The organism is Xanthobacter sediminis, from assembly GCF_043195015.1.
Taxonomy (GTDB): domain Bacteria; phylum Pseudomonadota; class Alphaproteobacteria; order Rhizobiales; family Xanthobacteraceae; genus Xanthobacter.
On the sequence record NZ_JBAFWH010000022.1, the window covers coordinates 19,791 to 39,006 of the forward strand.

Genomic DNA, 19,216 nt, shown 5'->3' on the forward strand with positions numbered 1-19,216 from the left:
CCTGAAGGAATGTGGTGTCCCGATAATCTGGAGCGATTGCCGCGGGTCAATCCGAGCGATGCATGCTCGGCAAACATCCTCGCGTCGAACACGCTGTCATGCCAAAGCACCGTGGGCTTGGCTCACGGGCCTTGTTCAAGCCCACACCGCGCGTGAGCGAAACCTGCCCGGCACCGGCCGAAGACCGGCGACGGTGGCATAGGTCCTTGTTGTATCGCGTCTCCCCGTGCAAGACCACCGCGCGCGCCCGCAGGATTTGCTCCCGTCCAGTCGCGGGAAACGTCCGGCCTCAGCCCCGGCCCTTCTCCCGCCACGCCTTGGGCGAGACGCCGAAGGCGCGCTTGAAGGCGGTGGAGAAATTGGCCGCCGAGCCATAGCCCGCCACGAACGCCGCCTGCGCCACGGTAAGCCCCTCGGCGGCCAGCCCGTCCCGCGCCAGCTCCAGCTTGCGGCGACGCACATAGTCGAACACCGTGGTGCCGAAGGCGCCGCGGAAGGCGCGCTGGAGCGAATTGACGCCCATGCCCGCCTCGCGGGCGATCTCCTCCAGGCTCAGCTCCCGCTTCAGGTGCACCTCGATGAAATCGTGCACGCTCCACATCCGCTCGCGCTCACGCGGGCGCAGGGCCGCGATGGCCTCGCCCTCGGCGCCAGTGTCGAGCAGGCCGAGCGCGCCCACTACCAGCTCCAGCGCCCGGCTCTCCGCATAGAGCCCCGCCAGCAGCGGCCCATAGCCGGGCGGCGCGAGGATCTGCCCCGCCAGCGCCGCCATATGGGCGGAGGGACGCCAGCGCGCGTTGGCGCCGTGGTCGCGGCAGAAGGCGAGCACCGCCTGGTGCCGCGCATCGTCATGCCGCTCGCGCTCCAACCAGCCCTCGGGCAGGAAGATGTTCACCTTGCGCACCCGCGTGCCGCGCCGGCCGTGGCGCTCGAAGAGGTCGGGCTCGGCCCGCGCCATCAGCGCGCCCTGCGCCCCGTCGGCAGCGCCGAGGTGCAGCGGGCGGCCGCCCAGGGAAATATCCGCCTCCCCCTCCAGGAACAGGGAGATGGTGAGCCCCGCCCCGTGCACCACGCGGGTGGTGGTGTCGTGCAGGTCGGCGGCGTCGGTGGCGTGCAGCACCATGCCGCTGCGCAGGGGGCTGAGCAGGTAGCGCCCGCGCAGCAGCGCGCCGTCGGCCCCGAGCCGGGGTGTGACGAGGCGGAAATCGTGCCCCGCCACATGCGAGAGGGCGGCGATGTCGCGGGAGCGCACCAGAGCGCCGCGCGCGGGCGGTCGCGGCGGCGTCTCCGCCGCCTCCGGCTGGGGCATGGGCGCATCGGAACAGGTCATGCCCTGCATCAACGCGGCGTGGGGGGCGCGCTGTCAAGCATCGGCGACATGAATTTAATTTAGTATTGTTCCAGACTGCTGAGAGAACTCCCGCCCTCGAGCCTCCTGAGGCTCTCGAAACACAACAACTTCAAACAGACGGGGCTTTTGCAAACGAATTATACGTTTGCGCAAAGCCATTCCTGCTGGAGATAGGCAGAAGGCGTCCGCTACAACAGGTCCACCAGCCGGGGCCAGCCATGCAAGTCAGCGCCACGCCCGGCGCAACTTGGGCGATATTCGCCACCAGCGGGGATCTTCATGACCGGACCGAAGCGCGCGCCCGCAGAGCGCCGTCGCATGCGCCTGCTCCTTTCGGGCACCCTCCTCTCCGGCGTCGCCGCCCTTCTCTCCGCGGCGCCCGCGGCCCGCGCCCAGCAGGCCACCCCGCAGCCCGCCCAGGGGGACATCGCGCTCGACACCGTGCAGGTGCAGGCGGAAAAGAAGCTGCAGCAGGAGGTGTTCACCGAAGGGCTCGACACCTATAGCGCCAGCATCACCACCATCGGCGTCGGCACGCCCACCAACGTGCGGGAGATCCCCCAGTCCATCTCCACGGTGACCAGCCAGCGCATCGACGATCAGAACTTCACCCAGCTCGAGGATGCCATGCGCCGCACCACCGGCATGGTGATCCTCGCCAACGACCAGGGCCGCTCCTCCATCTTCTCGCGCGGGTTCGAGATCGACACCCTCCTGGTCAACAACCTGCCGGCGCCGCTCTCCTCCATCCTCGGCACCCAGCCCGACCTCTTCATTTTCGACCGGCTCGACGTGCTGAAGGGCCCCGCCGGCCTGTTCTACGGCGGCTCGGCGGGCAACAATGCAGGTCCCGCCGGCATCATCAACGGCACGCTCAAGCCCGCCCTCGCCAAACCCTTCCTCAATTCCGAGCTCAGCTACGGCTCGTGGGACTTCCTGCGCGCCGAGGTGGACGCCGGCGGCAAGCTGAACGAGGCCGGCACCGTGCGCGCCCGCATCGGCGGCGCCTTCCAGAACCGCGACTCGTTCGTGGACGTGAACGAGAACCAGGTGTGGGTGGGCTACGGCACCCTCGCCTTCGACATCACCGAGAACACCAGCCTCTCGCTCTATGCCTGGCACCAGGAACGCGACATCACGCCCTTCAACGGGCTGCCGGCCATCAACCTGGGCAACGGCAACGGCGAGCTGCTCGATGTCGCCCGCTCCACCTTCGTGGGCGCCGGGTGGAACCGCTTCGACAACGAGAGCACCGATTATCTGGTGGAGCTGAAGCACGACCTCGACAACGGCGGCGAGGCCAAGGCGTCGCTGCGCTACACCGACCGCGACATCGACTACAAATACGCCTACGCCAGCACCGCCGTCAGCACGAGGGCCGCGACCTTCGGCAACGTGGGCATGCAGTACACCGCCGCCCAGGTGACCCAGAGCGCCCTTTCCGGCGACGTCCACGTGGCCACGCCCTTCACCCTGTTCGGGCAGGAGCATCAGCTCACCGCGGGCGCGGACTTCCAGCTCATGGACCAGACCCAGTGGTCGCCCACCGCCACCACCCTGCCCGGCACCTACAACGTCTACCGGCCGAACCCCTGGGCGGTGGCGGAGCCGGCCACCAATTACAACCGCGAGAGCGCAACCGATCCCGACCAGTGGGGCCTCTACGGCCAGGCGCGCATCAACCCCATCGACCAGGTCCATGTGCTGCTCGGCGGCCGCTTCGCCTGGTATGACGCCACCTCCACCGTCAACACCCTCACCGGCACCCGGCTCACCACCACCAGCTCCGACGTGGACGTGGCCGGCGAGTTCCTGCCCTATGCGGGCCTCGTCATCGACCTGACAAAGGAAATTTCCATCTACGGCAGCTACGCCACCACCTTCGTACCGCAGACCGAGCTCGACGCCGCCGGCGACGTGCTCCAGCCCCGCCAGGGCTACCAGTACGAAGGGGGCGTGAAGGGCACCTTCCTCGACGGGGCGCTCAATGCCTCGCTGGCCATGTTCCTCATCCGCGACGACAACCGCGCCCTCGCCACCAATGTGGCCAACGTTTACGTCGCTTCCGGCGAGGTGCAGGTCTCCGGCTGGGAAGCCGAGGTCAGCGGGCGCCTCGCCCCCGGATGGGACATCTACGCCGGCTACACCTACACCGAGACCGAATACCTCACCGCCACCACGGCACAGCTCCAGTCTGGCTTCAGCACCTATACGCCGCGCAACAATTACAATCTGTGGACCAAGTACGAGTTCCAGGAAGGCGCCCTGCGCGGCTTCCATGTGGCCGGTGGCGTCAAGATCCTCTCCAGCTTCTACACCATCTCCAACAACGTGAAGCTCACCGAGGACGGATATACGGTGGTGGACGTGCAGGCCGGCTACAAATTCAACGACAATTGGAAGGCCACCTTCACCGTCACCAACCTGCTCGACGAGGTCTATTATACGCGTGTCGGCTCGCTCGCCCTGTTCAACTTCTACGGCGAGCCGCGCGGCTACTGGCTGAAGGTGAGCGCGACCTACTGATGATGCGCCTCCTCCCCCTGCGCCGCGCCGGCGCCCTCCTCCTCGCGCTCGCGGCGGTGCTCGGCGGGACGCATGCCGCGGCCGCCGGCCCCCTCACCCTGCCGGGCACCGAGGAGCGCACGGTGGTCTCGAAGGCGGGCCTGCCCTACCGCATCTTCATCGCCCTGCCCCAGGAGCCGCCGCCGCCCTCGGGCTATCCGGTGCTCTACGTGCTCGACGGCAATGCCGTGGCCGGCACCCTCTCCGATTACGCGCGCACCCAGGCCCGCAGCCAGGGCGGGCTGATCCAGCCGGCGGTGCTGGTGGCGGTGGGCTATCCGGGTGATGCGCCCCACAACATGCGCCGCCGCGCGCGGGACCTCACCCCCGCGCCGGCCACGGCCGATGGCGCCGGCACCTACCTGAAGGCGGAGGACACGGGCGCGGCAGACGCCTTCCTCTCCTTCCTGGTGGACGAGCTGAGGCCCATCATCGCCGCCGATTTTCCCACCGATCCCGCGCGCCAGGGGCTGATGGGCCATTCGTTCGGCGGCCTGTTCACGCTGCATGTGCTGTTCACGCGGCCCGCGGCCTTCTCCACCTACATCGCCGCCAGCCCCTCCCTCTGGTGGGCCGACAGGGCCATCCTGAAGGAAGAGGCCACCTTCGCCGCCCGTCCGCCGCAGGGCCGGCGGCGCCTGCTCGTCACCGTGGGCGGACAGGAGCAGCAGCTTCACCCCGGCCTCGCCGGCCAGCCCCAGGCCGAGGCGGTGGCCCGGCGCCTGGCCGAACGGCGGATGGTGGACGCCGCGCGTGAGCTCTCCCAGCGCCTCGCCGCCTTGCCGGGCGCGCCGGTGGAGGTGCGCTTCGAGGTCTTCCCCGGCCAGACCCACGCCTCCGCCGCGCCCCATGCGCTGCTGGCGGGGCTTGAATTCTTCCTCGGGCCGCAAGCGGCGCCGGAGCGCACGGGCGGCGCCGACGGCAAGGCAGGACAGCCATGACCTCCCAGTCCACTCCCCTGCCCGCCCTCGCACGCCCGGCCGAGGCCACCCGCCCACGGCTCTATCGCGGCATGCGGGTGCTGGAGGTGCTGCGCGTGGAGCAGGTGAGCGCGCGCATGCGGCGGATCGTGCTCGGCGGACCGGAGATGAACGGCATCGGCACCGGGCCGAACATCAAGCTGCTGATCCCGCCGGAGGGCGTTTCACAACCTCAATGGCCGCTGGAGGGGCCGGACGGGCGCGCCCTGTGGCCACCGCCGGAGCTGAGGCCGGTGCCGCGCACCTATTCGGTCCGCCGGCTCGACCCGGCGCGGGGAGAATTGAGCGTGGATTTCGCGCTGCACGGCCACGAGGGGCCGGCCGCGCGCTTCGTGCGCCGCGCGCGGCCGGGCGACCTGATCGGCCTCGCCGGCCCCGGCGGGCGGGCGCTGCCGGAAGCGGAAACGGTGCTGCTGGCGGGTGACCTCAGCGGCCTTCCCTCCATCGCCGCCATCCTGGAGCGCCTGCCGCGCATCACCCGTGGCCATGCCTTCCTGGAGGTGGCGGACGCGGGCGACGAGCAGGACCTCACCGCCCCGCCGGGCGTGCGCATCACCTATCTCCATCGCGGCAGCGCGGAGGCCGGCACCACCCGGCTGCTTGAAGATGCGGTGTGCGCCGCGGGCCTCCCGGCGCAAGGGCTCGCGGCCTGGGTGGCGGCGGAATCCTCGGCGGCCCGCGCCCTGCGCGCCCACCTGCGCGACGAGCGGGGCCTCGGCGCCCGCGCCCTGGTGGCGGTGGGCTATTGGAAGCGGGGCATGAGCGAGGGCGCCTACCACGACGCCCACGACCACGACCGGGACGCCGACTACCACCGCGCGGCCCGGCAGGAACAGGAAGAACAGGGCGCCCCCTCCTGAAGGCGGAAGCCGCCCGGCCCGGCCTTCGCCCTTCCGCCCCCGCGCGCCGAAGGCGGAACGGCCGCTGCGGCAAAGGCGAGGCGCTCGCCCCGCCGAAGGCCCGTGAGCATCCCGCATGGGCCTTCTTTCACGCCCGCACGGCGCTCGAGCGAAACGGAACCGAACGGACGGCGCCCAAAGACCGGAACCGGCGGGATCAGGTCCGCTGCGCCACCATGAAATAGTTCACGTCGAGATCGGTGGAGAGCTTGAACTCCCGCGTCAGCGGATTGTAGGCGAGCCCCGCCTTCTCGGTGGGCGCATAGCCGGCGGCGGCCAGCGTCGCCTCCAGCTCGTCGGGGGTGATGAACTTGTCCCAGCGGTGGGTGCCCGGCGGCAGCCAGCGCAGCACGTATTCCGCCCCCACGATGGCGAGCGCGAAGCTCTTGGCCGTGCGGTTCAGGGTGGAGAGCACGAGCACGCCCCCCTCCTCCACCAATTGCCCGGCGGTGCGCACGAACAGGCCCACGTCGGCCACGTGCTCCACCACCTCCAGCGCCACCACCGCATTGAAGCGCGAGCCGCGCGCGGCCAGCTCCTCGGCCGTGGAGGGCAGATATTCGATGTCGAGCCCCGCCGCACGGCCGTGGGCGCGGGCCACCTCGATGTTGCCGGGGGCGGGGTCGATGCCCGTCACGTGCGCGCCCATTCGGGAGAGGGGCTCGCTCAGCAGCCCGCCACCGCAGCCGATATCGAGCACGCGCAGGCCATGGAGCGGGCGCAGGGCCTTCTCGTCCCGCGAGAAATGGCGCACCAGGGCAGAGCGCAGGAAGGAGAGCCGCGCCGGGTTCATGGCGTGGAGCGGGGCCATCTTGCCCTTCTCGTTCCACCACTCGGCGCCGAGCGCCTCGAAACGGGCGACCTCTTCCGGATCGACCGTGGCGTGGGTGAGCGGCATGTTCGGCCTCCTTCTCGCCATCGGGCGGCGGAACGCTCCCGCCCGCAGCCTGCGGTGAGATTTACGCAGCCCGCCGGCCGGCCACAAGGCCGGGCGAACGAAACGCGACGCGGCGGCGTGCCGCGATTCGCGCACCCTTTGTCGCCGTTTCGTTCCTCGACAGGCCATCCACACCTTTCGTCCTCGCCCCGGCGACCCGATATGGTACACAAGCCCCCACACGAGAGCCGACGATACCGATGGACGACATCACCCAATGGGCCGTACTGCCGCGCATGGTGAGGGCGCGGGGGGTGAGCGCGGTTCTCGGCCCCACCAATACCGGCAAGACCCATCTCGCCATCGAGCGCATGCTCGGCCACGAGAGCGGCATCATCGGCCTGCCGCTGCGCCTGCTGGCGCGCGAGGTGTACCAGCGCGTCGTCGAGAAGGTGGGGCCAAGTCAGGTGGCCCTCATCACCGGCGAGGAGAAGATCAAGCCCAAGGGATCGCGCCGCTCGCCGCCGCGCTACTGGGTCTCCACCGTGGAGGCCATGCCGCGCGACCTCGACGTCTCCTTCGTGGCCATCGACGAGATCCAGGTCGCCACCGACCTCGACCGCGGCCACGTCTTCACCGACCGCCTGCTGAACCGGCGCGGCCGCCACGAGACGCTGCTGCTCGGCTCGGCCACCATGCGCCCGCTGATCGAGAAGCTGCTGCCGGGCGTCAACGTGATGATGCGCCCGCGCCTGTCCACCCTTACCTTCGCGGGCGAGCGGAAGATCTCGCGCCTGCCGCGCCGCTCGGCCATCGTCGCGTTCTCGGCCGAAGAGGTCTACGCCATCGCCGAGTTCATCCGCCGCCATCGCGGCGGGGCCGCCGTGGTGATGGGCGCGCTCTCGCCGCGCACCCGCAATGCCCAGGTCGAGCTCTACCAGTCCGGCGACGTGGACTATCTGGTGGCCACCGACGCCATCGGCATGGGCCTCAACCTCGACGTGGACCACGTGGCCTTCGCCGCCGACCGGAAGTTCGACGGCTGGCAGTTCCGCCGCCTCAACCCCTCGGAGATGGCGCAGATCGCCGGCCGCGCCGGCCGCGCCCTGCGCGACGGCTCGTTCGGCACCACCGGGCGTTGTCCCCCGTTCGAGGAGGAATTGGTCGAGCAACTGGAGGAGCACGCATTCGACACCGCGAAGGTGTTGCAATGGCGCAACTCCCTGCCGGACTTCTCCTCCATCCGCGCGCTCCTGGCCTCTTTGTCGCAGCCCCCGCGCGAGGAGGGATTGACCCGCGCGCCCACCGCCGACGATGTCGCCGTGCTCGAAATCATGAGCCGGGACATGGAGGTGGCGGCGCGTGTGACCTCCCCGCAGCAGGTGGAACGGCTGTGGGAGGTGTGCCAGGTTCCCGACTATCGCAAGGTGTCTCCGGGCGCCCATGCGGACCTGGTCGCCACCCTCTTCGGGCATGTGGAAGGGGGTGGTTTCATCCCCGATGACTGGTTTCGGCGTCAAATCGCCTTGACCGATCGCCAAGAAGGCGACATCGACACGTTGTCGAGCCGGATCGCGCAGGTGAGGACTCTCACCTTCGTTGCCAACCGGCCCGACTGGCTCAAGGATCCGGAGCACTGGCAAGGCGTCACGAGAGGGGTCGAAGACAAGCTTTCCGACGCGCTGCACGAAAGGCTGGCTCAGCGTTTCGTGGATCGGCGGACCAGCGTGCTCATGCGGCGCCTGCGAGAGAAAAAGATGCTCGAAACTGAAATCAGCAAGACCGGCGACGTTACCGTCGAAGGACACGTGATCGGCCACCTCCACGGCTTCCAGTTCCAGGCGGAGCCCACCGCCGGCGGGGAAGAGGCCAAGGCGCTGCGCTCCGCCGCCCAGCAGGCGCTGGCCGGCGAGATCGAGGCGCGTGCGGCGCGGCTCGCCCAGGCCGTGGACGAGGCCTTCGTTCTCACCAACGACGGCACTATCCGCTGGACCGGCGAGGCGGTGGCCAAGCTCATTCCCGGCGAGGAGGTGCTGAAGCCCCGCTTCAAGATCATCGCCGATGAACACCTCACCGGCCCCGCCCGCGACCAGGTGGACGCCCGCGTCACGCTCTGGGTCGCGGCCCATGTGGACAAGCTGCTCGGCGCGCTCCTGAAGCTCCAGGCGGCGGAGGATGTCACCGGCATCGCCCGCGGCATCGCCTTCCAGATCGTCGAATCACTCGGCGTGCTGGAGCGTGCCCGCGTGGCCGAGGACATGAAGAGCCTCGACCAGACCGCCCGCGCCACCCTGCGCGGCTACGGCGTGCGATTCGGCGCCCACCACATCTACCTGCCGGCGCTGCTGAAGCCCGCCCCCCGCGCGCTGGCGCTGGAGCTGTTCGCGCTCAAGCACGGCGGCCTCGCCCAGAAGGGCCTCGACGAATTGCCGCACCTGGCGGCCTCGGGGCGCACCTCCATCCCCGTGGATCACGAGATCCAGAAGGGGCTCTACCGCGCCGTGGGCTTCCGCGTGTGCGGCGAGCGCGCGGTGCGCGTGGACATCCTGGAGCGCCTCGCCGACCTCATCCGCCCGGCGCTGGACTGGCGCCCCGCCTCGCCCGGGCCCAAGCCCGCCGGCGCCGTGGACGGGCGCGGCTTCACCGTCACCGTGGGCATGACCTCGCTCGCCGGCTGCTCGGGGGAGGATTTCTCCTCCATCCTGAAGTCGCTCGGCTACCGCATGGAGCGCCGCGCGGCCCCGCCGCAGGAAGAGGCCGCCCCGGTGGAGGCCACCCCCGTCGAGCTTCCGCCCGCGCCCGAGGGCGCCATCGAGGCGGACCTGCTGTTCGATGCGCCGGCTGTCCCGACGGCTGACGACGAGATCGTCGCGGCCGAGGTCGCGGCCCTCGATGACGGCGCGCCGGAGGCTGCAGAAGCCGTCGCCGCGCAGAGCGCCCCCGTGGACACCCCCGTGCCGGCCGATGATGCCCTTGAGGCCGCGCCGACCGACGAGGCGGTGGAGGCCGAGGTCGCCGTGGAGGCTCTGGAGGCCAGCGGCGATCCCACCGCCGCCGAGACCGCGGCCGAGGTGGAGGCGCCCGCCGCCCCCGGCGGCGCCGAGGCCGTGGAGGGTGCCCCAGCCGAGCCCGAGATGATCGAGGTGTGGCGTCCCGGCCGTCCGCCGGGCGCGCCGCGCCGCGAGCGCCACCAGCGTGAAGGCCAGCGCGACGGCCAGCGTTTCGGCGGCAAGGACGGCGAGCGCAAGGATGGCCACCGCCGCGGCGAACGCCGCGAAGGCGGCCCCGGCCAGCGCCGGTTCGACCGCCCCTCCGAATCGCCGGCGGCTGAAGCCACGGGCGGCGATGCCGAGCGCGCGCCGCGCCCGCCCCGCGCGGATCGCCCGCAGCGCGGCCCGCGTGACGAAAATCGCGCGCCCCGCACCGAGCATCGCCCCGCGCACCAGGAGCGCCGCCGCGACAAGCCGGTGGACCCGGACAGCCCGTTCGCCGCCCTCGCCGCCCTCAAGGCGCGCCTGGAGGCGGACAAGAAGGGCGGCTGACGCCGCGATCCAGAAGGAGCTTCGGCGCGCGTGAGGAAGACGCGGTCACGGCAGGTTTCCGAAGAGGCGCGCGGCGATGCCGCCCGCGCCCCTGACGGCGACATGGACATGACCGCGGACGATGCGCCGGGGCGCCAGCGGCTCGACCGCTGGATCTGGCACGCGCGGGTGGTGCGCACCCGCGCGGACGCCGCGGAGCTGATCCGCTCGGGCCATGTGCGGCTCGATGGCACGCGGGTGACCGCCCCCGCCCAGGCGGTGCGGGCCGGTCAGGTCCTGACCATCGCTCTCGATGCCCGCATCAGGGTTCTGCGAGTCCTGAGCTTTTCCGAACGGCGCGGAGATGCTACATCAGCTTCCGCGCTTTTCGATGAAATCACAGAGAATTAAAGCGCAATACATCGACGCGGCGCGCACGCGCTTGCGCCCCCTCACCGGGTGCGCTACGCGAGGCCGCGAAAGGGACCTGCCATGGCTTACGTCGTCACCGAGAACTGCATCCGCTGCAAGTATACGGATTGTGTCGCCGTGTGCCCCGTGGATTGCTTCTACGAGGGCGCGAACATGCTCGTCATTCACCCGGACGAGTGCATCGACTGCGGCGTGTGCGAGCCGGAATGCCCGGCCGAGGCCATCAAGCCGGATTCGGAGCCGGGCCTGGAGAAGTGGGCCGCGCTGAACGCCGAATACGCCCAGGCGTGGCCGAACATCACCATCCGGCGCGACGCTTTGCCCGACGCGAAGGAATGGGACGGCAAGCCCGGCAAGGAGCCCATGTTCTCCCCCGAGCCCGGCACCGGCGACTGACGCTTCCGCCACCGCCCTCCCCCTGCGCCTTATCGCCGGCCGAGCACTCTGCCTCGGCCGCGCGGGTGCGCGCATTGACGAGAACGGCGAACGCGATATCGGCAGACTGCGAAGCCAGGGCACGGCTGTGCCCACCGTCCGCACGTTTCCACGCGCCTTGTCGACGCCCCTTCCGCACGCCCCGCTCCGAAGCCGCGCGCTTCGCCTCCGTCCCATAGCCCCGCCACATCCATAGCCTCTGCGCGATCCACGCCCCCGCACGGGGGGCGACGTCTTGCCCACGCCCGCGGCGCCCACGACCACGCCGTTTCGATCCACGCCCCCGCACGGGGGGCGACTGTGAACCCGAACGTGTGCGCAAAGCCCCGAAAGTTTCGATCCACGCCCCCGCACGGGGGGCGACATCAGGCGGACGAGGCGCCGCCTGAGATCAAGCGGTTTCGATCCACGCCCCCGCACGGGGGGCGACCTCAATTGTCTTCACGGTACTTCACCCTCGCTCGTGTTTCGATCCAAGCCCCCGCACGGGGGGCGACAATTTTCAGCGGCTGGACGCCGCACATATTCGGCTTGTTTCGATCCACGCCCCCGCACGGGGGGCGACGCGTTGGTCGCGCGTGTCCCCGGCGAACTCCGGATGTTTCGATCCACGCCCCCGCACGGGGGGCGACGAGCGCGTTTTTGTCATGGGTCGCACCGGGGCTGGGTTTCGATCCACGCCCCCGCACGGGGGGCGACCCGAGGATGTGGATACCATTCCGGCCACTGACCGCGTTTCGATCCACGCCCCCGCACGGGGGGCGACCGCCTCCTATCCTACACTGACTGACCGCCTCGAAGTTTCGATCCACGCCCCCGCACGGGGGGCGACTAGCCCGCGCACGCTCATGCACGAGCCAGCTTGGATGTTTCGATCCACGCCCCCGCACGGGGGGCGACCCGCGGCCGACGCGATAGCGCTCCATCACGTCGTCGTTTCGATCCACGCCCCCGCACGGGGGGCGACTGGAGAGGTCCGCCGGTACGCGGCGGGCGTAGATGTTTCGATCCACGCCCCCGCACGGGGGGCGACTTGACACCTTCTCGCGCGCCATGGCTGGAGGTGACGAGTTTCGATCCACGCCCCCGCACGGGGGGCGACCCCGTCCCCGCCGGTTTCGGCCACCCGCCGCGCGCTGTTTCGATCCACGCCCCCGCACGGGGGGCGACGGTCGACGCCCTTCGCTTCGGCGCCGAGGTCGGCGATGTTTCGATCCACGCCCCCGCACGGGGGGCGACCCTTGCTCAAAATTTCCGGCGCCGGAACCGTATTTAAGTTTCGATCCACGCCCCCGCACGGGGGGCGACCGCGTCTCCACGTCGAAGGCCGCCGCATAGGCCTGGTTTCGATCCACGCCCCCGCACGGGGGGCGACCGGGGCGATAGTGTCGGCGTGGTGGCGTTGTGGGTTTCGATCCACGCCCCCGCACGGGGGGCGACAGTCTGGGCCACCAGCGAATTCAGGCACCGGATGCGGTTTCGATCCACGCCCCCGCACGGGGGGCGACGGCCCCGTCGCCGATGCTGGCAGAGGCCGGAGACTGTTTCGATCCACGCCCCCGCACGGGGGGCGACGACTCCGGCGCGCCATCGATGATAAGAACGAAACATGTTTCGATCCACGCCCCCGCACGGGGGGCGACCCGAGAGCGCAAGGCCAGCGCCAGGCCGGCCCGGTTTCGATCCACGCCCCCGCACGGGGGGCGACGGATCGCCGACCCGCGCGGCGCCATCAGGCACAGGTTTCGATCCACGCCCCCGCACGGGGGGCGACGGTCGCTGTATGCGCCTGAGGCCGCCACGGCCGCGTTTCGATCCACGCCCCCGCACGGGGGGCGACCCTGCTTGCCCACCTTGTGGGGGTAGGTGCTCCAGTTTCGATCCACGCCCCCGCACGGGGGGCGACGGGAGCCCAGCGGTACTTCGCCCGGCTGCACGTCGTTTCGATCCACGCCCCCGCACGGGGGGCGACATGCGAGAGAGGGTGAGGCGCCGCACGTCTACCGGGGTTTCGATCCACGCCCCCGCACGGGGGGCGACGAGAGGCGGCACCGCGAACAGGATTGCCGCCAGAGCGTTTCGATCCACGCCCCCGCACGGGGGGCGACGAGACGGCAGTTCGCACCTCCCCCCCAGCCATCTCGTTTCGATCCACGCCCCCGCACGGGGGGCGACCCATGGCCGTTGCTGTGCAGGGCCGGGGCAAGCCGTTTCGATCCACGCCCCCGCACGGGGGGCGACCGGCCCTCCACAAAGACGTGCGAGCCCTTCTTGAGGTTTCGATCCACGCCCCCGCACGGGGGGCGACGCGTCTAAGATGTTGGCAAAGCCTGCAATTCAGGCGGTTTCGATCCACGCCCCCGCACGGGGGGCGACGGCGCCGCCGCAGCCGCACGACCATGCCAGCGGCGGTTTCGATCCACGCCCCCGCACGGGGGGCGACTTCGACATATGGCCCTACCGCACCGCCACGGTCGTTTCGATCCACGCCCCCGCACGGGGGGCGACCCCCGTGAAGTCCACCGTTGCCGCACGACCAAAGTTTCGATCCACGCCCCCGCACGGGGGGCGACCGACATGTACGACATGCTCGATTTCGCGCTGGAGTTTCGATCCACGCCCCCGCACGGGGGGCGACATGCTCGCGTGCGCGGCATCCGCAAGGCCGACCGTTTCGATCCACGCCCCCGCACGGGGGGCGACTGCTTCGCCATAACGCATTCATGGGGAAAGGGGAATCGCGTGCTCAGCGCGAACCGGGGCGGCGACGGGGGAGAGCCGGTGGTGGCGGCGGGTGATGCACTGCCGGCATTGCGTGAAATCAAGCGCTTAGCGCGGGTGCGAACCTCCCGGCGAAAGCGCGTGTGCTTGCGGTTCGCACGGGGCCGGGCGATGGGGGCCGGCCCCGGCGCCTTTGCCGGCCCGTCGCCTCTCGGCCCGGCCCCGGCCGATCGTCGCCCCCGCCTCAGGGGAGCTGCTGGAGCCGCTCGTATTGCGAGAGCACCACATGCCCGCCGGCATCGAGCCACGCGCGGCCGTAGGGCGCGCGCACCAGGGCCGCCACCGGCTGGTACATGGTTCCGCCGAGCGGCGGCTGGGCGCCTGGCTTCGCGCAGGGCACATCGAACATGAGGGCCTGGCCCGGCCGCAGGGTGCCGCGTTCCACCTTCCGCACCACGCCGCTCACCCGGCAGGCGCCATAGCCGCCGGCGGGCGTGGTCACCGTCCGCACCCGAAGCACGACCACGGAGGCGGCATCGCGCCGGGCATTCTCATAAACATAGGGCGGCATGAGCGCCGCCGCCGGCCCGCCACCGAGCGCGAGCCATGCCGCAACCACAAGCGCCGCCCCCTGTGCAATTCCCCGTGCCATACCCTTGCCCCCCTGCGTTGGCCGTTTATCGGCGCGCGGTTTCGCACTATATAGCCGCCATGCTCGAGACCCCAGACCACGGCGCGGCGCACGCGGGCGCGAAGCCAGGCGCCCTGCCCGATTATGCCCGCAGGCGCACCTTCGCCATCATCTCCCATCCGGACGCGGGCAAGACCACGCTGACGGAAAAGCTCCTGCTCGCCTCGGGCGCCATCCGCATGGCCGGCCACGTGAAGGCGCGCGGCGAGCGCCGGCGCACACGCTCGGACTGGATGGAGATCGAGCAGCAGCGCGGCATCTCCGTGACCTCGTCGGTGATGACGTTCGAGAAGGACGGCATCGTCTTCAACCTGCTCGACACGCCCGGCCACTCGGACTTCTCGGAAGACACCTACCGCACCCTCTCTGCCGTGGACGCGGCGGTCATGGTGATTGACGTCGCCAAGGGCATCGAGAGCCAGACCCGCAAGCTGTTCGAGGTCTGCCGCCTGCGCGACATCCCCATCTTCACCTTCGTGAACAAGGTGGACCGCGAGGGGCTCGACCCCATCGCGCTGATGGACGAGGTCTCCTCCACCCTGGCGCTGGACCTGACCCCTCTCACCTGGCCCATCGGCCTCGGCGTGGATTTCCGCGGGCTCATCGACATCCACGGCAAGAAGGCGCTGCTCGCCACCGAGCGCGGCGGCCCCCTGGTGCGCGAGGTGCCGTTCAACGCGCCGGAGGACCTCATCGGCCTCGACGGCGTGGAGGAGCGCATCCTCATCGAATCCATCGAGAGCCTGACCCTGGCGCTGGGCGTGCTGCCGCCGTTCGATCTCGCCGCTTTCCGCGAGGGGCATCTGTCTCCCGTGTTCTTCGGCAGCGCGCTGAAGGAGGCGGGGGTGGCCGAGCTGCTGGAGGGCCTGGGCGCCGTGGGGCCGAGCCCCCTGCCCCGCGCCGCCGCCGGCGACCGCACCGTGGCGCCGCAGGAGGATGTGGTCTCCGGCTTCGTCTTCAAGGTGCAGGCCAACATGGACCCGAACCACCGCGACCGGGTGGCCTTCGTGCGCCTGTGCTCCGGCCGCTTCAAGCGCGGCATGAAGCTCTACAATGCTCGCGAGAAGCGGCAGATGGCCATCGCCAACCCCATCTTCTTCTTCGCCCAGGAGCGCGAGACGGTGGACGAGGCGGTGGCCGGCGACATCATCGGCATTCCCAACCACGGCATGCTGCGGGTGGGCGACACCCTCTCCGAAGGCGAGACCATCCGCTTCGAAGGCCTGCCGGATTTCGCGCCGGAAATCCTGCGCCGGGTGCTGCTGGCCGACCCCATGAAGGCCAAGCAGCTCCTGAAGGCGCTGCAGGACATGGCCGAGGAAGGCGTGGTGCAGGTGCTCAAGCCCGTCACCGATCCCGCGCCCATCGTCGGCGTGGTGGGCCCGCTCCAGCTCGACGTGCTGGCCGCGCGGCTGGAGAAGGAATACGGCGTGCCCATCCGCTACGAGGCGGTGTCCTTCGTCACCGCCCGCTGGATCATCGGCGAGCGGGCCGAAGTGGACCGCTTCATGGAGGCCAACCGCTCCTCCACCGCCCGCGACCGCGACGACGCGCCGGTCTACCTCGCCCGCAGCCAGTGGGTGCTGGACCGCGCCATCGAGGAATGGCCGAAGCTGAAATTCGTCGCGGTGAAGGAGCGCGGCTGAGCCCGCCCCTGTGTCACGCGCCTTCAAACCGGGCCGCCCGGCTCGTCCGCCTTTCCGGAGGAAACCCCATGTCCGAACTGACCCAGCTTGAATCCGTCATCGACGCCGCCTTCGAGAAGCGCACCGAGGTCTCCTTCTCCACCATGGGCGAGGTGCGCCAGGCGGTGGACGCCGCCCTCGACCTGCTCGATTCGGGCAAGGCGCGCGTGGCCGAGCGCAGGGCCGACGGCTCCTGGCAGGTGAACCAGTGGCTGAAGAAGGCGGTGCTGCTCTCCTTCCGCCTCAACGACATGGTGGAGATCGGCGGCGGCCCCGGCGGCGCCCATTGGTGGGACAAGGTGCCCTCCAAGTTCCTGTCCTGGAGCGAAAGGGACTTCCGCGCCGCCGGCTTCCGCGCGGTGCCCGGCGCCATCGTGCGCCGCTCGGCCTTCATCGCGCCCAACGTGGTGCTGATGCCCTCCTTCGTGAACCTCGGCGCCCACGTGGGCGAAGGCACCATGGTGGACACCTGGGCCACGGTCGGCTCCTGCGCGCAGATCGGCAGGAACGTGCATCTCTCCGGCGGCGTGGGCATCGGCGGCGTGCTGGAGCCGCTGCAGGCCGGCCCCGTCATCATCGAGGACGACTGCTTCATCGGCGCCCGCTCCGAGGTGGTGGAAGGCGTGGTGGTGCGCACCGGCTCGGTGCTCTCCATGGGCGTGTTCATCTCCGCCTCCACCAAGATTGTGGACCGGGAGACGGGTGAGATCTTCGTGGGCGAGGTGCCCGCCTATTCCGTGGTGGTGCCGGGCTCCATGCCGGGCAAGCCGCTGCCAAACGGGCAGCCGGGCCCGTCGCTCTATTGCGCCGTGATCGTGAAGCGCGTGGACGCCCAGACCCGCTCCAAGACCTCCATCAACGACCTCCTGCGCGACTGAACGCGAAGGTGCGGGGGCCCAGGCTCCCGCGCCGTCCCGCTCTCCGGGGTCCCCGCCGCATCCCGCGCAATCCTGACAGGGGGCAAGGCCGGCATGGCGGCCGAGCACCGGAGCGGGGCCGGAGACGCGTCCCAAAGCGCACCATGGCGCGGGCTCGCGCTTTCCTCACCAGCGCGCTGCCCCCGCAGAAGACCGTGCGCCCCCCAGTAGCATGGCGATGCCAGCACGCCAGGGGGCGAGCCATGAAGCCGGACGTGTGAAGGTCCAGAGCCGCGCAACGGCCAAGGCTCCCGTGCACCCGCTGGGGGCGAGCCCTGTGCGATCCCGCTCCCACCTGATGCGGCTGCAGGGTAGTTCGCGCAGCGCTTGGGCGCCTGCCCCCTGGAAAAATGTGCAAGCCTGTGCATGGCGCGCCGAGCTTTGCGCTGGAGGCCCTTGCGCGATGCGAGCGAGCCTGTATATTCCGCGACCTCGCCAGGGCGCAGCGCCTCAACCAACGCTGCACGCTTCCTTTGTTTTCAAGGGGATCGACCGGGCAGCGCCACGGGCCTTGCGCCCATGGCGGAGCAGGCAAAAACGGCTACGCCGCACGTAAGCTTGCTCAAATATTCTACGTGCGCGAACGCGCGCGTGGCTGGAGAGGTGGCCGAGTGGTTGAAGGCGCACGCCTGGAACGCGTGTATACGGGAAACCGTATCGAGGGTTCGAATCCCTCTCTCTCCGCCACCTTCATGTTCTAGCCCTTTCGTTTCAATGGGTTGGGGTTGGTTTTGTCTAACCCGCGTCTCTGGTTAGACAGTTTTTGTTCTCCGTCCATTCCGTAAGCCGCAGCCATCGCCTGCTCTGCGAGCAGAACTTGATTCGCTGCGGCGGTGTAGCGTGACACCTCCTGATCCGTTTTGTGGCCCGTGATGGCCTTGATCTGCTGATTGCTGCATCCTGCTTCCGCGAGGCGCCGCGCCGCGGCCTTTCGCAGCCCGTGGGCCGAGCACTGCGGGAGGCCCGCCGCGTCGCATTGCTCTCGAAACCAGTTACCAAAGCCCGCCGAGGTGAACGGTTTGCCGAACGCCGTGACGAGGAAGGTCATGTTTGCCCGAGGCGTGCCGGTCATCACCGCTTCCAACGTGGGGTGCATGGGGATATCGAGACGCGCTGCGGTTTTTTGCTGGCAAACCTTGATCTTGTTGCCAGAGACATGCTGCCAGCCCATGGTCACCGCGTCGGAGCGGCGCTGGCCGGTGTAAAGCATGAGGGCGAGTGCGAGGCGGGCCCGGGAGCCGATCGGGTGCCGCCTCTCGAACGCTGCGATTTCGTCTTCCGTCCAGGTGTGGAACCCGTCCGTCCTTGAGCTGTAGCCGCGCATGCGCAGGGTCGGGTCGTCGTGGCGCATGCCGAGATCGACGGCCAGCGTGAACAGGCTTTTGAGTCGGTCGAGCAGATTGTTCGCCGCGGCCGGCGTCTCGTGCATGGCGCCGATGATTGATTTGATATGCTGGCGCTCTACCGTCGCGACGCGCTTGTCGCCGTGTTTCACCCGAAAACGCTCGATGATCCCGCGATAGGTGGCCTGAGTGCTCGCTGCGAGCCCTTTGAACTCGGGGGAGCCATAGTAGGCGGCGATGAGAGCATTCACGGAGCCATCTTTGGAGCGGTCGATGCCGGGTCGAACCGGTGGTGCAGTCTCGCCGGCCAGGCACGCCTGATATTCGCGCATGAACTCGTCCGTCCACGGCGCGGATTGAAAATAATGATCCTGCCGACCCTTCTGCCGGAATCGCACGCGCATCTTGCCGTGCCGATCGGCAAACTCTGACACGTATTTGGGAAGCCGGCGGGTCACTTCAGCACCTCGTCCCACTCGTTTTCGTTGCCAGCGGCTTCAGTAACGAGAGAGTCAGGCTCTTGATGCTGGCCGAAAATCAGGATGGCCCCGTCGCGGGTCAATTTGACGGCGGCGATCTGATGAAGCTCGACGCCGGCGGCGAGCACAGCTTTCAGCAGCTTGGTAATTTGTGCCTGCGTGCAACTCGTCGAACGCGCCATCAGCAGCCCCCAGCACAGAGCGAATCGAAGCTCAGCGCTGCGCAAACTGCCCAATCCTCTTATGAAACCGCAGGCGCAACGTGAAAATGCTGCATTAGGAAGATGCGAAATGTCAAGCCATTTTCCGAGACAAGACGG

At 69.6% G+C, this 19,216-nt stretch carries 13 protein-coding genes, 1 tRNA gene and 1 CRISPR repeat array; of the genes, 9 read left to right on the top strand and 5 right to left on the bottom strand.

Features of this window, described 5'->3' with window-relative positions; translation table 11 throughout:
• Nucleotides 1-289 precede the first annotated feature (289 nt).
• Complete coding sequence (locus tag V5F61_RS19215; protein WP_393990180.1) at nucleotides 290-1,330, bottom strand: helix-turn-helix transcriptional regulator; 1,041 nt, start codon at nucleotides 1,328-1,330, stop codon at nucleotides 290-292.
• A gap of 300 nt (nucleotides 1,331-1,630) precedes the next feature.
• On the opposite strand from V5F61_RS19215, the gene V5F61_RS19220 reads away from it, so the two are divergent.
• The 3 genes from V5F61_RS19220 to V5F61_RS19230 are packed head-to-tail and all read left to right on the top strand — an operon-like array spanning nucleotide 1,631 to nucleotide 5,756.
• Complete coding sequence (locus V5F61_RS19220; protein ID WP_393990179.1) at nucleotides 1,631-3,877, top strand: TonB-dependent siderophore receptor; 2,247 nt, start codon at nucleotides 1,631-1,633, stop codon at nucleotides 3,875-3,877.
• Complete coding sequence (locus tag V5F61_RS19225) at nucleotides 3,877-4,857, top strand: alpha/beta hydrolase (RefSeq protein ID WP_393990178.1); 981 nt, start codon at nucleotides 3,877-3,879, stop codon at nucleotides 4,855-4,857. Before V5F61_RS19220 ends, V5F61_RS19225 begins: the two co-directional genes overlap by 1 nt.
• Nucleotides 4,854-5,756, top strand: a complete 903-nt coding sequence (locus V5F61_RS19230; protein WP_393990177.1) for a siderophore-interacting protein — start codon at nucleotides 4,854-4,856, stop codon at nucleotides 5,754-5,756. Before V5F61_RS19225 ends, V5F61_RS19230 begins: the two co-directional genes overlap by 4 nt.
• Before the next feature lie 196 nt (nucleotides 5,757-5,952).
• Here the strand turns inward: V5F61_RS19230 and ubiG are convergent, their stop codons facing one another.
• On the bottom strand, nucleotides 5,953-6,693 hold the full coding sequence (gene ubiG / locus V5F61_RS19235) for a bifunctional 2-polyprenyl-6-hydroxyphenol methylase/3-demethylubiquinol 3-O-methyltransferase UbiG (RefSeq protein ID WP_393990176.1): 741 nt from the start codon (nucleotides 6,691-6,693) through the stop codon (nucleotides 5,953-5,955).
• Nucleotides 6,694-6,932: 239 nt separating this feature from the next.
• On the opposite strand from ubiG, the gene V5F61_RS19240 reads away from it, so the two are divergent.
• From V5F61_RS19240 to fdxA, 3 genes are all read left to right on the top strand, one after another.
• On the top strand, nucleotides 6,933-10,214 hold the full coding sequence (locus tag V5F61_RS19240) for a helicase-related protein (RefSeq protein WP_393990175.1): 3,282 nt from the start codon (nucleotides 6,933-6,935) through the stop codon (nucleotides 10,212-10,214).
• Between the two features lie 108 nt (nucleotides 10,215-10,322).
• Nucleotides 10,323-10,604: an RNA-binding S4 domain-containing protein gene (locus tag V5F61_RS19245; protein WP_393990194.1), complete on the top strand. Its 282-nt coding sequence runs from the start codon at nucleotides 10,323-10,325 to the stop codon at nucleotides 10,602-10,604.
• Nucleotides 10,605-10,685: 81 nt separating this feature from the next.
• Entirely contained in the window at nucleotides 10,686-11,021 is a 336-nt protein-coding gene (fdxA, locus tag V5F61_RS19250) for a ferredoxin FdxA (protein ID WP_393990174.1), read from the top strand.
• Between the two features lie 239 nt (nucleotides 11,022-11,260).
• A CRISPR array of direct repeats spans nucleotides 11,261-13,763; the repeat unit is 32 nt; unit sequence GTTTCGATCCACGCCCCCGCACGGGGGGCGAC.
• Nucleotides 13,764-14,025: 262 nt separating this feature from the next.
• On the opposite strand, the gene V5F61_RS19255 is transcribed toward fdxA, so the two are convergent.
• Nucleotides 14,026-14,352 (bottom strand): hypothetical protein, encoded by a 327-nt coding sequence (locus V5F61_RS19255; protein ID WP_393990173.1) that lies wholly within the window; start codon nucleotides 14,350-14,352, stop codon nucleotides 14,026-14,028.
• A 140-nt stretch (nucleotides 14,353-14,492) separates the two neighbouring features.
• Between V5F61_RS19255 and V5F61_RS19260 the strand changes: the two genes are divergently transcribed.
• The 3 genes from V5F61_RS19260 to V5F61_RS19270 all read left to right on the top strand — a co-directional run bounded on the left by V5F61_RS19260 (nucleotide 14,493) and on the right by V5F61_RS19270 (nucleotide 17,761).
• Nucleotides 14,493-16,118 (top strand): peptide chain release factor 3, encoded by a 1,626-nt coding sequence (locus tag V5F61_RS19260; protein WP_393990172.1) that lies wholly within the window; start codon nucleotides 14,493-14,495, stop codon nucleotides 16,116-16,118.
• A gap of 68 nt (nucleotides 16,119-16,186) precedes the next feature.
• Nucleotides 16,187-17,035 carry a 2,3,4,5-tetrahydropyridine-2,6-dicarboxylate N-succinyltransferase gene (gene dapD, locus V5F61_RS19265; protein WP_393990171.1) on the top strand — a complete coding sequence of 283 codons (849 nt, stop codon included), beginning with the start codon at nucleotides 16,187-16,189 and terminating at the stop codon, nucleotides 17,033-17,035.
• Between the two features lie 636 nt (nucleotides 17,036-17,671).
• Nucleotides 17,672-17,761: transfer RNA gene (locus V5F61_RS19270), tRNA-Ser, on the top strand.
• Nucleotides 17,762-17,771: 10 nt separating this feature from the next.
• Here V5F61_RS19270 and V5F61_RS19275 read toward each other — a convergent pair.
• Together V5F61_RS19275 and V5F61_RS19280 are read right to left on the bottom strand one after the other, a co-directional pair.
• Nucleotides 17,772-18,875: a tyrosine-type recombinase/integrase gene (locus tag V5F61_RS19275; protein WP_393990170.1), complete on the bottom strand. Its 1,104-nt coding sequence runs from the start codon at nucleotides 18,873-18,875 to the stop codon at nucleotides 17,772-17,774.
• The gene (locus V5F61_RS19280; RefSeq protein ID WP_393990169.1) at nucleotides 18,872-19,078 is read right to left on the bottom strand and encodes a hypothetical protein; all 207 of its coding nucleotides are present in this window, start codon (nucleotides 19,076-19,078) and stop codon (nucleotides 18,872-18,874) included. The genes V5F61_RS19275 and V5F61_RS19280 overlap by 4 nt, the downstream gene beginning before the upstream one ends.
• Nucleotides 19,079-19,216: the final 138 nt, after the last annotated feature.

What these genes read in the sequence shown, in the direction of transcription:
- ubiG (WP_393990176.1), bottom strand. Translation starts at nt 6,693, where the DNA reads ATGCCGCTCACCCACGCCACGGTCGATCCGGAAGAGGTCGCCCGTTTC.
- dapD (WP_393990171.1), top strand. Translation starts at nt 16,187, where the DNA reads ATGTCCGAACTGACCCAGCTTGAATCCGTCATCGACGCCGCCTTCGAG.
- V5F61_RS19225 (WP_393990178.1), top strand. Translation starts at nt 3,877, where the DNA reads ATGATGCGCCTCCTCCCCCTGCGCCGCGCCGGCGCCCTCCTCCTCGCG.
- V5F61_RS19255 (WP_393990173.1), bottom strand. Translation starts at nt 14,352, where the DNA reads ATGCCGCCCTATGTTTATGAGAATGCCCGGCGCGATGCCGCCTCCGTG.
- V5F61_RS19260 (WP_393990172.1), top strand. Translation starts at nt 14,493, where the DNA reads ATGCTCGAGACCCCAGACCACGGCGCGGCGCACGCGGGCGCGAAGCCA.
- V5F61_RS19240 (WP_393990175.1), top strand. Translation starts at nt 6,933, where the DNA reads ATGGACGACATCACCCAATGGGCCGTACTGCCGCGCATGGTGAGGGCG.
- V5F61_RS19220 (WP_393990179.1), top strand. Translation starts at nt 1,631, where the DNA reads ATGACCGGACCGAAGCGCGCGCCCGCAGAGCGCCGTCGCATGCGCCTG.
- V5F61_RS19245 (WP_393990194.1), top strand. Translation starts at nt 10,323, where the DNA reads ATGACCGCGGACGATGCGCCGGGGCGCCAGCGGCTCGACCGCTGGATC.
- V5F61_RS19280 (WP_393990169.1), bottom strand. Translation starts at nt 19,078, where the DNA reads ATGGCGCGTTCGACGAGTTGCACGCAGGCACAAATTACCAAGCTGCTG.
- V5F61_RS19230 (WP_393990177.1), top strand. Translation starts at nt 4,854, where the DNA reads ATGACCTCCCAGTCCACTCCCCTGCCCGCCCTCGCACGCCCGGCCGAG.
- fdxA (WP_393990174.1), top strand. Translation starts at nt 10,686, where the DNA reads ATGGCTTACGTCGTCACCGAGAACTGCATCCGCTGCAAGTATACGGAT.
- V5F61_RS19215 (WP_393990180.1), bottom strand. Translation starts at nt 1,330, where the DNA reads ATGACCTGTTCCGATGCGCCCATGCCCCAGCCGGAGGCGGCGGAGACG.